Annotated in this window: 10 protein-coding genes; 7 read left to right on the plus strand and 3 right to left on the minus strand. The window is 70.2% G+C overall.

The genetic code is table 11. The features are described from left to right. The first annotated feature begins 36 nt into the window (after positions 1-36). The 5 genes from K338_RS0105490 to K338_RS20725 all read left to right on the plus strand — a co-directional run bounded on the left by K338_RS0105490 (position 37) and on the right by K338_RS20725 (position 7,495). Positions 37-1,404: an ABC transporter substrate-binding protein gene (locus tag K338_RS0105490; RefSeq protein ID WP_169579520.1), complete on the plus strand. Its 1,368-nt coding sequence runs from the start codon at positions 37-39 to the stop codon at positions 1,402-1,404. An 80-nt stretch (positions 1,405-1,484) separates the two neighbouring features. Next, a complete protein-coding gene (locus tag K338_RS0105495; RefSeq protein WP_027286476.1) occupies positions 1,485-2,405 on the plus strand; it encodes a carbohydrate ABC transporter permease in 921 nt (306 codons plus the stop codon). Then, complete coding sequence (locus tag K338_RS0105500; RefSeq protein WP_022917179.1) at positions 2,405-3,298, plus strand: carbohydrate ABC transporter permease; 894 nt, start codon at positions 2,405-2,407, stop codon at positions 3,296-3,298. Before K338_RS0105495 ends, K338_RS0105500 begins: the two co-directional genes overlap by 1 nt. A gap of 19 nt (positions 3,299-3,317) precedes the next feature. After that, positions 3,318-5,897, plus strand: a complete 2,580-nt coding sequence (locus K338_RS20720) for a GH116 family glycosyl-hydrolase (RefSeq protein WP_022917180.1) — start codon at positions 3,318-3,320, stop codon at positions 5,895-5,897. A 29-nt stretch (positions 5,898-5,926) separates the two neighbouring features. After that, positions 5,927-7,495 carry a glycoside hydrolase family 183 protein gene (locus tag K338_RS20725; protein WP_022917181.1) on the plus strand — a complete coding sequence of 523 codons (1,569 nt, stop codon included), beginning with the start codon at positions 5,927-5,929 and terminating at the stop codon, positions 7,493-7,495. A gap of 121 nt (positions 7,496-7,616) precedes the next feature. On the opposite strand, the gene K338_RS0105515 is transcribed toward K338_RS20725, so the two are convergent. Next, entirely contained in the window at positions 7,617-9,317 is a 1,701-nt protein-coding gene (locus K338_RS0105515) for a cation:proton antiporter (RefSeq protein WP_022917182.1), read from the minus strand. Positions 9,318-9,440: 123 nt separating this feature from the next. Here K338_RS0105515 and K338_RS0105520 point away from each other — a divergent pair, with 123 nt between their 5' ends. After that, the gene (locus K338_RS0105520; protein WP_022917183.1) at positions 9,441-9,626 is read left to right on the plus strand and encodes a hypothetical protein; all 186 of its coding nucleotides are present in this window, start codon (positions 9,441-9,443) and stop codon (positions 9,624-9,626) included. 146 nt (positions 9,627-9,772) lie between these two features. On the opposite strand, the gene K338_RS0105525 is transcribed toward K338_RS0105520, so the two are convergent. After that, complete coding sequence (locus K338_RS0105525) at positions 9,773-10,714, minus strand: 1,4-dihydroxy-2-naphthoyl-CoA synthase (RefSeq protein WP_027286478.1); 942 nt, start codon at positions 10,712-10,714, stop codon at positions 9,773-9,775. Positions 10,715-10,805: 91 nt separating this feature from the next. After that, positions 10,806-11,045 (minus strand): hypothetical protein, encoded by a 240-nt coding sequence (locus K338_RS0105530; protein ID WP_022917185.1) that lies wholly within the window; start codon positions 11,043-11,045, stop codon positions 10,806-10,808. Positions 11,046-11,136: 91 nt separating this feature from the next. On the opposite strand from K338_RS0105530, the gene K338_RS0105535 reads away from it, so the two are divergent. Then, the gene (locus K338_RS0105535) at positions 11,137-12,093 is read left to right on the plus strand and encodes a helix-turn-helix transcriptional regulator (protein WP_022917186.1); all 957 of its coding nucleotides are present in this window, start codon (positions 11,137-11,139) and stop codon (positions 12,091-12,093) included. Positions 12,094-12,115 lie beyond the last annotated feature (22 nt).

Here is a 12,115-nt window from a genome sequence, read left to right on the forward strand (position 1 = left end):
ACCCACGAGAACTGATCTCAACGAGGAGAAGGAATGATGACCGCACCCACCCGCCGCCGCCTCGGCGTCGGCACCGCACTGCTGGCCGCGACCGCCCTGCTGGCCGCCTGCGGCAGCGGAACCCCTGGCCAGACCGCGGACGAGGACGCCGAAGCCGGTGACCGCGAGGTCGTGGAGTTCTGGCACCACACGTTCACCACCCCGGAGAACGAGTGGTACGAGCAGGCGGTGGAAGACTTCAACGCCTCCCAGGACGAGGTCTTCGTCAACGAGACCGTGGTCCCCGGGGACGCCTGGGACGAGAAGATGACTGCCGCTCAGGCCGCCGGCACTGCACCTGATGTGTACCCGGTGCCCGGCCGTCTCAACGACGGCGTGCGGCTAGGCAGCTACCTGGCCCTGGACGACCTGCTGCCTGCCGAGGCGTTCGAGCAGGTCACCGACGCTGCTGCGGAGATCTCCCAGGTGGATGGCACCTGGTACGGCTACCCGCTGCTGCTGGAGCCGCAACGGGTGCTGTACTGGAACAAGGAGATCTTCACCGAGGCCGGGCTGGACCCGGAGAGCCCGCCCACCTCCTGGGACGAGCTGTACGAGGCCTGCGAGCAGATCCAACCGGTGCTCGCCGACGGCCAGTTCTGCATCGAGACGTTCAGCGACCAGGACACGCTCGCCTGGAGCACCGTGGCGGAGCAGATGCATGTCGCCGGGCACCTGCCGATCTCCGAGGACTGGACCACGGCCGACGCCACCGACCCGGCGTACGAGGAGCTGATCGAGCACTACACCACGCTCTACAGCGAGGGCTACATCCCGCGCCAGTCGCTGGCCGCAGGGAACTCCGCCGCCCCGTTCGGCGAGGAGAAGGTCGCCATGATCACCCAAGGTTCCTGGGGGATGAGCGAGCTGGTGGCCGACTACCCGGAGGTGGTGGACCACACCGGCGTCGCACCCACCATCACCAGCGACGGCGACCAGACCGAGTCGCTGACCACCGTCGGGAACTTCAAGTGGGTGCTGGACGCCAACAGCGACAACGCCGAGGCAGCGGCTGCGTTCATCGCCTACGCCCTCGCCGGGGACACCGACGTGCTGCTGCCGTTCTTCGTCGACACGCAGTTCACCAAGGCGCCCGCCCGGGAGGACGTGGCCGAGGCGGTGAACGCTGACCCAGGTGCTGCTGAGGCGCCCTGGTCGGAGGTCATCACCGAGGACGTCGTCCCGTACACGATCGGTGAACCGCTGTACCCCTGGGACGTGAACGTCGCCATGGGACTGGCGATCCAGCAGTCGATGATGGGCGATGTCGCCCCGGCTGACGCGCTCGCCGAGGCCGACGCCACGATCGAGCAGATCATCGAGCGCGAGGACCTGCCGGCCAACCGCGCCGAGCTTGGTGACTGAGCGCCGACGCCGACCCAGCCCGGGGTGCGCAGCCCGTCACGTGCTGCGCACCCCGGGGCGGCACCGAGGAGAGGTGAGAGATGGCTAGGAGGCGGCCTGCTGACGACCACGTGGTCGCAGCGAACAAGAAGCGCTACCCGGACACGGTGATGGCCTACGTGATGATCGCGCCGATCGTGATCCTGCTCGGGATCTTCGTGATCTACCCGGCGCTGCAGGCGACGGTGCTGAGCTTCTACAACTGGAGCTTCTACCAGGAGTCGGAGTTCGTCGGGCTGAAGAACTTCACCGACGTGCTCACCGACCCGAAGTTCCGGGCCTCCATCCTGCTCGGCCTGAAGTTCGTGGCGATCACCCTGCCGGTGCAGCTGGTGGGCGCCTTCCTGTTCGCCTCCCTGGCCACGGCGGTCAACCGACGGTTCGCCGACGTGCTCAAGGTCTCCATCTACATCCCTACGATCATCTCCGGGGTGATCACCTCGGTGATCTTCACCATCATCTACGACTACTCCGGCGGCATCCTGAACGCTCTGCTCGCCAAGCTCGACCTGACCACCCAGGCCTGGCTCGGTGACCCGAGGTTGGCGCTGGTGGCCATCGCCGCCCCAGCGGTATGGCTGGGCATGGGCCTGACCTGCCTGATCATGATCGCCGGCATGCTGGACATCCCGGCCAGCTTCTACGAGTCCGCGGACGTCGAGGGCGCCAACTGGTGGCAGAAGACGGTCTACATCACCATCCCGCAGCTGAAGAACATCCTGCTCTACCTGATCATCACCGGGTTCGTCGCCTCGATCCAGCAGTTCGAGCTGCCGCTGATCATGACCAACGGCGGCCCGATGTCCTCCACCGAGCTGCCCAACCTGTTCATCTTCAACCACTTCCGCGGTGACCCCTACGTCGGCTACTCGATCGCCGCCGCACTGCTGCTGTTCGTGGTGCTCGGTTCCGTCTCCGCGCTCATCTTCCGTGTGCTCAACTCCGAGAAGCTGGTGGACTGATGGCCCAGGACCTCACCCTCGCCCGCCCGGTGACCGGCACGGCGACCCCCGTCTCCCCGGGCCCGCGCCGCCGGCCACGCCGATGGTTGACCGGCACCCTCAAAGCCCTTGCCGGGCTGTTCTTCGTGGTGCTCGCGCTCTTCCCGCTGGCCTGGATGGTGATCGCCGGGTTCAAGACGAAGACCGAGGTGGTCCGCACCCCGTTCCAGTTCTTCCCCCAGGTCTGGAACGTGGACAACTACACCCAGATCCTCGCCGACCCCACGTTCTTGAGTTCCCTGGGCATCACCGGCTTCGGTGCGGTGCTGTTCACGCTGCTCTCGCTGACGGTCAACTCGATGGCCGCCTACGCGTTCGCCCGCCTGGAGTTCCAGCTCAAGCGCACCCTGTGGGTGGTGGTGATCACCACCATGTTCATCCCAGGGATGACCATCCTGCTCACCTCGTTCATCATGGTGACCAAGCTGCACATGCTGGACACGCTCGCCGTGCTCGTCCTGCCCGGCGCCGCCGCCGCCATCCACGTGTTCTTCATCCGTCAGTTCTACCTGAACATCCCGCGCAGCCTGGAGGAGGCCGCGCTGATCGACGGCTGCGGTCGCTGGGGCGTCTACCTGCGGATCTTCCTGCCGATGTCCAAGGCACCGTTCGTGGTGGTCGGGGTGACCTCCTTCCTGACGTTCTGGAACTCCTACGTGTGGCCGATCATGACCATCACCTCCCCGGAGCTGTACCAGATCCAGCAGTACCTGGCCTCGTTCCGCTCGGAGCGCTCCTCCGAGCTGGGGATGCTCATGGCCGGCTCGGCGCTGGCCGCAGCCCCGGTGGTGCTGGTCTTCCTGGTGTTCCAGCGGCAGATCATCGCCAACATCAAGATGGCCGGGCTGAAGTGAGCCAGGAGGAAGGAGAGCGATGAGCACCGGTGACCAGCAACGGCCGATCCCGCACACCGAGGGTCGGCACGTGGCCATGCCCCTCGGCGGTATCGGTACCGGCAACCTGGCGCTGGGCGCCGACGGCGGTCTGCGGCAGTGGCAGCTGCACAACATCGGCAACCACCGCGGGGAGCTGCCCGGGTCGTTCTTCGCCGTCCGCGTCTCGCAGTGGGAGCCGCCGTTCGACGCGGTGCGTGTGCTGCAGGCCCCGCCCGCACCGCTGGGGAGCACCAGCACCCCGCTGGTCACCGATGATGTCGTCCCCCGTTGGCAGCGCGATCTCCTCGCCCGCGCCGACGGCGTAGCCTCCACCACTTTCACCGGCACCTATCCGTTCGGTCGGGTGGAGTACCACGACGACACCCTGCCGGTGCAGATCAGCCTGGAGGCGTTCACCCCGCTGGTCCCGCTGGACGTCGACCGCAGCTCGTTGCCGGCCGCGCTGTTCACGTTCACCATCACCAACACCGACTCGGTGCCCGTGCACGGATGGCTCGGCGCCGGGGTGCAGAACGCCGTCGGTGGTGATGGCGTCCTGCCGCCGGACGGAGTGCACCACCCCGGTTACGGCGGCAACACCAACCGGGTGCACCGCTCCGGCGGGTGGACGTCGCTGCTGCTGGAGAACCAGAGCCTGTCCGAACGCCATCCCGGTGCCGGGCAGATGGTGCTCACCTGCGACGCGGCCCCGACCGCGGCGCTGCCGGCCTGGACCAGCCCGCAGCAGCTGCTGGACTTCCTCGCATCCCGGCAGCCGTTCGCGGCTCAGGACTGGGCGCAGCTGCCTCCAGATGCGTCCGACCCGCAGCCGACCGGATCGTGGGCCCAGGCTGGCCCGAGCCCCGCCGGTAGTACCTGGAACGCCGCCCTGGCCGGCCAGTTCACCCTGGCGCCGGGGGAGAGCAGCACCGTGCGGCTGGCGCTGACCTGGCACTTCCCGAACCGGCAGGTGAACTTCACCCAGTTCGGCGGCATCCGACCGGAGCAGCTGGCCGACCGCGCCTGGCTCGGCAACTACTACACCACTCGGTACCCGGACGCGATGGCCGTGGCCGAGCGGGTGCAGGCCGAGTGGCACGAGCTGGAGCGGCTGTCCCGCGACTGGACCGACGTGCTCGGTACCGGCGCGCTGCGCGCCGGAGCGGTCGAGCACCTGGCTGCGCAGGCGGCCGTGATCCGCAGCCCCAGCTTCTTCCGCACCGCCGACGGGCACTTCTTCGGCTTCGAGGGCGTGCACGGCGCCTCCACGCTCATGTGGTCCGGGGACGTGGGCGGCTCCTGCCCGCTGAACTGCACCCACGTGTTCAACTACGTGCAGGCGGTGGCGCACCTGTTCCCCGAGGTCGAACGGGACATGCGCGAGCTCGAGCTGGACGTGCTGCAGGCACCGGAGGGGTTCATCCCGCACCGGCTGCTGCTCCCGCTGGACACCCCGCAGCTGTGGGACCGAGAGATCGGTGGACCCGGAGAACCCGCCCTGGACGGCATGCTCGGCACCGTCTTGAAGACCTACCGGGAGGTGCGCGCCGGTGCCGGGCAGGACTGGCTCGCCCGGTACTGGCCCAGGCTGCAGCGGCTGCTGCACTACGTGGTCGAGGGGTGGGACCCGCAGGACACCGGCGTGCTGCACGGTATCCAGCCGTCCACCCACGACATCGACCTGGCCGGGGTGAACTCCTTCATGGGCACGCTCTGGCTGGCGGCGCTGCGGGCCGCTGAGGAGATGGCCCTGCTGCTCGGCGACCGGGCGGCCGCGCAGTCCTGGCGGGAACGGTTCGAGACCGGCTCCCGGGCCTACGACGAGGCCCTCTTCACCGGGGAGTACTACGTCCAGGTGCTCGAGGACGGCGACCCGGTGCAGTTCCAGTGGGGCCGCGGCTGCCTGTCCGACCAGCTGATCGGTCAGTGGTGGGCGCACCAGCTGGATCTGGGCCACCTGCTCCCGGCCGACCATGTGCGCACCGCGCTGCGTGCCGTGGTCCAGCACAACTTGCGTACTGACTTCACCGACTTCGAGCACGGCTACCGCGTGTTCGCCGACCGTGACGAGGCCGGCCTGCTGGTGTGCACCTGGCCGCACGGTGGTCGTCCCGAGGTGCCCACCCGCTACTGCGACGAGGTATGGACCGGCACCGAGCAGCAGGTGGCGGCGCACTGCCTGGCCGAAGGGCTCGTCGAGGAGGGGAACGCCATCCTGGAGGGCCTCTGGTCCCGCTACGACGGCCGGCGCCGCAACCCCTACAACCAGGTGGAGTGCGGGGACCACTACGTGCGTGCCCTGTCCGGGTGGAGCGTGCTGGGGGCGCTGACCGGGCATGTCTGGGACGCCACCTCGGCGACGTTGCACCTGCGCCGCCCACCGCACGGCACCGCCTACCCGGTGCTCACCCACACCGGCTGGGGCACGGCGGAGGCGACCACCGACGGCCTGGTGCTGACTGCCAGGTACGGACAGCTCGCGATCGACCACCTGGCCCTGGAGGGACAGGTGAGCTCCGCCGTCGACCTGCACCTCGGGCCCGGGGAGAGGGCCACCGTTGCGGGACCGGTGCCGTGAGCAGGAGGCGACGGGCCGCACTGATCAGCATGGGAGGGATCGTGGCGATCAGCCTGGCTGCTGCGGGTGGGGCCTCGGCCTCGGAGGCCGGCTCCAGCGTGGTGCTGGTGGAGGAGATGACCGGCGCCGGTGCCGTCACCGACACCGCTGCCCAGTGGCAGGTCGAGGGCACCGACCTGGGCATCATGTGGGACGACGGCCACGGCGGTGTGCTCACCGCGTTCGGGGACACCTTCGGCGACTGGTCCGGGGACGGCGGCGGAGGCGGGGACTGGCGCTCGAACGTGCTGCTGCGGTCCACCGATACCGACCTGACCGACGGGATGTCCTTCGACTGGGCGCTCGAGGACGCCCCCGGGCACGCCGGGGAGATCATCGGATCGGCGAAGGTCCCCGGCGAGGAGCACACCACCATCCCCACCGCCGGGATCGAGATCGAGGGACGCCAGTACCTGTCCTACATGTCGGTGCGGGAGTGGGGCGATCCGGGCCAGTGGTGGACGAACTTCGCCCAGCTGGTCTACTCCGACGACGGCGGGCAGACCTGGAGAAGCGACGGTATGTCCCGGTGGGAGAACGATGCGGACGGGTCCAGCCCGCTGCAGATGCATGCCTTCGTCCGCGACGACGGCTACCTGTACGTCTTCGGCACGCCGAACGGCCGGTTCGGGGCCGCCCACCTGGCGCGGGTCGCCGAGGACCAGGTCGCCGACCAGGCCGCCTACGAGTACTTCACCGGCCAGGGCTGGTCCGCCGACCCGGCCGACCTTCAGCCGGTGGTCGACCCGAGCGTGGCCGAGCTGTCCGTGCACCGGGACGCCGAGACCGGGCTGTGGCTGATGGTCTACCTGAACGAGGACGTGGACCTGGTGCTGCGCACCGCCACCGAGCCCACCGGCCCGTGGAGCGAGGCGCAGGTGCTGGCCAGCTCGGCGGACTACCCGGGACTGTACGGCGGGTACGTCCACCCGTGGTCGCCCAGCGGTGAGCTGTACCTGGCGATGAGCCTGTGGGGCGGGTACAACGTGGCGCTGATGCACGCCGCCTACGACGCCGACGGGCAGCTGGTCCGCCCGAACCTGCTCGCCGACCCCAGCTTCGAGCGCAGCACCGACCTGGGCGCCGACGGCCCCTGGCAGCTGACCGGGACCGGCGGCATCGACGTGTCGATCGCCGACGCCAAGCTCGGCGGGCAGCACTTCTGGCTCCGGGACAGCCAGGGCGCGGCGGAGCTGACGCAGACGGTGCCGGTGCGCCCGCACACCACTTATCGGCTCACCTGCTGGTTGCGCACCGGTGGGGCCAGCGGGCCGGGGGTGCTCGGTGCTCGCCCGGCCGCCGGCTCCGGCGGCGAGCTCGCCGTGGACTTCACCGACCTGGAGGGCTGGCAGCAGCTCAGCGGCACGGTGGACACCGGCTCGGCGGACAGTCTCCAGGTGTACATCTCCACCACGTTCGACGGCGGAGACAGGTGGGTGCAGGGGGATGACTGCTCCCTGGTGGAGACCGCCGGCGATGGTGGTGCGGCCGCCGGCGGAGTGGTCGGTGCTGGGCTGCTCGCCGGCGGCCTGCTGCTGATCCGGAGACGCCGAACCTGACCTCCCCCGACCCCTACCCATCCCACCCGACCCACCGACTCACCCCGCGAGGGTGCGGTTATGGTCGTTCGAAACCGGTTTCAGCAACCACAACCGCACCCTCGCAGGCGATTTTCGGCGGTCAGTGCTCGGGGCCGCGCCAGAGCCGGGACTCCTCCTGGTCCAGCAGCGCCTGCGCCTCGGCGAGCACACCCGAGCTGCGGGCGCCGATCGAGCGCGCCTCCAGCAGCGCGCCGCGCTCGGCATCCAGGGCGCGACGGCGCAGGGCACGGTACTGCGCATACGTTCCGTGGCTATCGGCTTCTCGGGCGGCGGCTACACGGAGCCGGGCCTCGTTGCGCACCCGCTCCAGCACAGCGGGGTCGACCTCCTCGCCGGCGGTCGCCAGCGCCTCGTCGCTGATCGCCGCCAGCCCGGCCTGGGTGACCTCCTCCAGCAGGCTCGCCAGCTCCTCCCGGTGGGCCTCGGCGTCGGTGCCGCGCAGGTGCAGGCGGCGGATCACCATCGGTAGTGTGCTGCCCTGCAGCAGCAGGGTGGCGACGCTCACCGTGAACGCCACCAGGACCAGCTGGGGCCGGTAGGGCAGGTCCCGCGGCAGGGTCTGCGCGGCGGCGAGCGTGATCACCCCGCGCATCCCGGCCCACGCGAGCACTGCGCCACCACGCCAGCTCAGCCCCTGGGACGCTGCGAAGTCGATGTCCGCCTGCCGGCGGGCCAAGAACCGGCGACCGAGGGCGAGCCGGGCGCGCAGTCGCTCGTCGGCCGGCTCGGCATGGTTCATCCGCTCGGCCATGGTCGCCAACCGTGGCCCGTGCTCGGCGGCGCGGCGGGTCTCCCGGCGCAGCGTGGCTACCAGGGGCACCATGAACAGCACCCGCACGACGATCAGTACGGCTGTGGCCAGCAGCCCGACCAGCACGGCGAAGCCGACCCCGAGGCGGTCCTCCTGGACGGCCTCCACCAGCGGTTTGAGCTCCACCCCGAGGAGCAGGAACACCCCGTTCTCCAGCACGAACTGGATGGTGCGCCAGTTCAGCCGCTCGCTGATCCGGTCCTGGGCGGTCAGGAGCTTTGCCCCGCGGTGACCGGTGACCAGTCCGGCGAGCACCACGGCCAGCACCCCGGAGGCGTGCAGCTGCTCGGCGGGGAGGTAGGCGAGGAAGGGCACGGCGAACGACACCGCCGTGGTCAGCACCGGATTGTCCAGCCGGGACCGGACCGCGACCGCCAGGTACCCGATCACCAGACCGACCACCACGGCGCTGAGCACGGCCAGCACGAAGTCGCCGAGCACCTCCCAGAAGGTGACGGCTGCGGCGGTCGCCCCGATCGCCGTGCGCAGCAGCACCAGCGCGGTGGCGTCGTTGACCAGCCCCTCGCCCTCGAGCACGGTCACGAGCCGGGGCGGCAGCCCGAGCCGCTTCCCCACAGCGGTGGCGGCCACGGCGTCCGGCGGGCTGATCACCGCCCCGAGCGCGAACGCCGGCGCCAGCTCGAGGTTGGGGAACACCAGGTAGAGCACGTACCCGGAGACGCCGGTGCTCACGATCACCAGCACTACGGACAGGCTGCTGATCGCCTTGAGGTTGCGGCGCAGGTCGATGATCGGCACGGTGACCGCTGCCGAGTACAGCAGCGGTGGCAGCACCCCGATGAGGATCCACTCCGGTTCCAGCTCGATCGCCGGGGTGCCCGGGACCAGGCTGAACGCGACGCCGACGAGCACGAGCACCAGCGGGGCGGCCACCCCCAGCTTGGTGGAGAACCGGGTCACCAGGACGATCGTGACGATGGCGATGGCGCCACCCCACGCAAAGTCCATGGGCTGATTTTGCCAGGTCCACCTGTGGGCGGACACGCAGGTGCGCCACCAGGGGGAGCGCGGTCGTCCAGGTCCCGCCGCTGGGCCGATGTGCCGCCGGCCGCTGCGAAGCACGATCGAGACATGACCACGATCCACGCTTCCAGCCCCCTCGATGCCAGTCCCACCACCGAGCAGGAGCCGGCCTCGCCGGGCGCCTCTGCGCTCACCGCCGGGCTGTCCCTGGTGGCTGTGCTGGCCGTGTGCGCCGGCGCCGCCGCTGTGCTCGGCCTGGCGTTCCGCGCCACCCTCGCCTTCTTCGGTGGCTGACCCGCCCTCCCTCGCGCTGAATCGATGCATTCGATACCTGGCGCGTGCGGTCGTGCTCCCGGGTATCGCGTCATCGTGCTAGGTATCGACCCGGTGAGTGAGCGGGCTGCCGGCACAGTGAGTGAGCAGCGGTGGCTGCCCGCTGCTCAGTAGTAGTACGGGAACGCCGACCAGTCCGGCTCGCGGCGCTGCAGGAACGCATCCCGGCCCTCGACCGCCTCGTCGGTCATGTATGCCAGCCGGGTGGCCTCTCCGGCGAAGACCTGCTGCCCGGCGAGTCCGTCGTCGGCGAGGTTGAATGCGAACTTCAGCATCCGGACCGCCTGCGGGGACTTGGTGGCGATGATCGCTGCATACTCCAGCGCCCGCTCCTCCAGCTCAGCGTGCGGCACCGCCTCGTTGACCGCACCCCACGCCTCGGCCTGCTGTGCGGAGTACTCGCGGGCGAGGAAGAAGATCTCCCGCGCGCGCTTGTCGCCCACCTGCCGGGCCAGCAGCGCCGACCCGTACCCGGCGTCGAAGGAGCCCACGTTGGCATCGGTCTGCTTGAACCGGGCGTGCTCGGCCGAGGCCAACGTCAGGTCGGCCACCACGTGCAGGCTGTGCCCACCACCGGCCGCCCAGCCCGGTACGACGGCGATCACCGGCTTGGGCATGGTCCGCATCAGCCGCTGCACCTCGAGGATGTGCAGCCGGCCCGCCCGGGCCGGGTCCACCTCGCCCGGTGTAGCACCTTCGTACCGGTAGCCGTCCCGGCCGCGGATCCGCTGGTCGCCGCCGGAGCAGAACGCCCAGCCGCCGTCCTTGGGGCTCGGTCCGTTCCCGGTGAGCAGCACCGCTGCCACGTCCGAGGTCATCCGCGCATGGTCCAGCACCCGGTAGAGCTCGTCCACAGTGTGTGGGCGGAATGCGTTGCGAACCTCCGGCCGGTCGAAGGCGACCCGCACCACCGGCAGGTCGCGCACCTGGCCAGCGGAACGGTCCACGCCACGGTGGTAGGTGAGGTCGGTGAGGTCGAAGCCGGGCACCTCACGCCACCGGCGCGGATCGAACAGCTCGGACACCTGGGCGGGAAGATCGTGGCTCACCCGCCCTACTCTAGGCTGGCCCGCCGTGAGTCGGTCGGGTGGCTGAGACCGGCCCGCTGTCCGGGTGCCGGGGACCGGACCGGCCACCGGCTCAGCAGAGCGGCACACCCTCGCGGAGCATCGCCGCGCAGGTCCGGATGCGCTCCTCCTGGGTCTGCAGGTGCAGCAGCCGGGTGCCCTGTCTGCGGGGGCGTTGGCCGCGGGTGAGGAGCATGTGGCCGAGCCGGACCAGCACCCGGCTGCGCGGGGTGGCGGGACCAGCCCCGGCGCGGTTGAGCTCCACACGGGTCGGCCAGAACACGTGGAGCGGTGCACCGGTGAGCTGCGTCATGACCGATCACCTCCTTCGTCGTCCGCCGAGCTGTCAGGATCTCGGACAACTAGGACAATTTCCGTCCTAGGGGACCGCTAGGCTCGATGCCGTGATCACCGCCACCGCGCGCCTGCTGCAGCTGCTCTCCTTGCTGCAGCTCCAGCGCGAGTGGACCGGTGCTGCGCTGGCCGAACGCATGGGCGTCACCGACCGCACGGTGCGCCGGGACATCGACAAGCTCCGTGAGCTCGGCTACCCGATCCAGGCCAGTGCCGGCGTAGCGGGTGGGTACCGGCTCGGCGCCGGCGCGCGGCTGCCTCCGCTGCTGCTCGAGGGTGATGAGGCGCTCGCAGTCGCCCTCGGGCTGGCAGCCGTGGCCACCAGCCCGGTCGCCGGTGTGGCCGAGGGCTCCGTCCGTGCGCTGACCAAGCTGGAGCAGGTGCTCCCGGCCAGGTTGCGTACCAGGTTCGCCACCCTGAAAGCGGCGGTCTCCCGGATCGGCGGTCCGTCCGACGCGGTGGACCCGCAGCACCTCACCGAGGTCTCCGCGGCGATCGCCGCCCACCGTCAGCTTTCCTTCGAGTACCAGCGGGCCGACGGGCAGCGCATCCGGCGCGTGGTCGAGCCCTACCACCTGGTGGACTCCGGGCAGCGGTGGTACCTGGTTGCCTGGGACACCGCTCGCAGCGACTGGCGCACGTTCCGGGTGGACCGCATCCGTACCCACCCCTCGGAACGTGCCCGGTTCACCCCGCGTCACCTGCCTGCTGCTGACCTCGCAGGCTACGTGCAGGAAGCGATCAGCAGGTCGCCCTACCGCTACGACGTGACGGTGCGGTTGCACGGCCCGCTCGGTGACTTCGCCTCCCGGGTCAGCCCTGCCGCCGCTCAGCTCGCCGCCGACGGTCCGGAGCGCACGCTGCTGCGTGCCGGCTGGGACGACGCTGATGACTTCCTCGGCTGGTTGTTCGCCCTGGACGTGGACTTCGAGATCCTCGGTCCACCGGAGTTCGCCGACCGGTGCCAGCAGCTCTCCGTCCGCCTGCAGGCCGCGCTGCGCCGCTGAACTGACGGTCATAGGGCACGAG

This window comes from Ruania albidiflava DSM 18029 (genome assembly GCF_000421225.1).
In the GTDB taxonomy this organism is placed as follows: Bacteria; Actinomycetota; Actinomycetes; order Actinomycetales; family Beutenbergiaceae; genus Ruania; species Ruania albidiflava.

Bases quoted from the DNA above. Each gene is read 5' to 3' on its own strand.
- K338_RS0105490 (WP_169579520.1), top strand. From the start codon at position 37: ATGACCGCACCCACCCGCCGCCGCCTCGGCGTCGGCACCGCACTGCTG.
- K338_RS0105495 (WP_027286476.1), top strand. From the start codon at position 1,485: ATGGCTAGGAGGCGGCCTGCTGACGACCACGTGGTCGCAGCGAACAAG.
- K338_RS0105500 (WP_022917179.1), top strand. From the start codon at position 2,405: ATGGCCCAGGACCTCACCCTCGCCCGCCCGGTGACCGGCACGGCGACC.
- K338_RS20720 (WP_022917180.1), top strand. From the start codon at position 3,318: ATGAGCACCGGTGACCAGCAACGGCCGATCCCGCACACCGAGGGTCGG.
- K338_RS20725 (WP_022917181.1), top strand. From the start codon at position 5,927: ATGGGAGGGATCGTGGCGATCAGCCTGGCTGCTGCGGGTGGGGCCTCG.
- K338_RS0105515 (WP_022917182.1), bottom strand. From the start codon at position 9,317: ATGGACTTTGCGTGGGGTGGCGCCATCGCCATCGTCACGATCGTCCTG.
- K338_RS0105520 (WP_022917183.1), top strand. From the start codon at position 9,441: ATGACCACGATCCACGCTTCCAGCCCCCTCGATGCCAGTCCCACCACC.
- K338_RS0105530 (WP_022917185.1), bottom strand. From the start codon at position 11,045: ATGACGCAGCTCACCGGTGCACCGCTCCACGTGTTCTGGCCGACCCGT.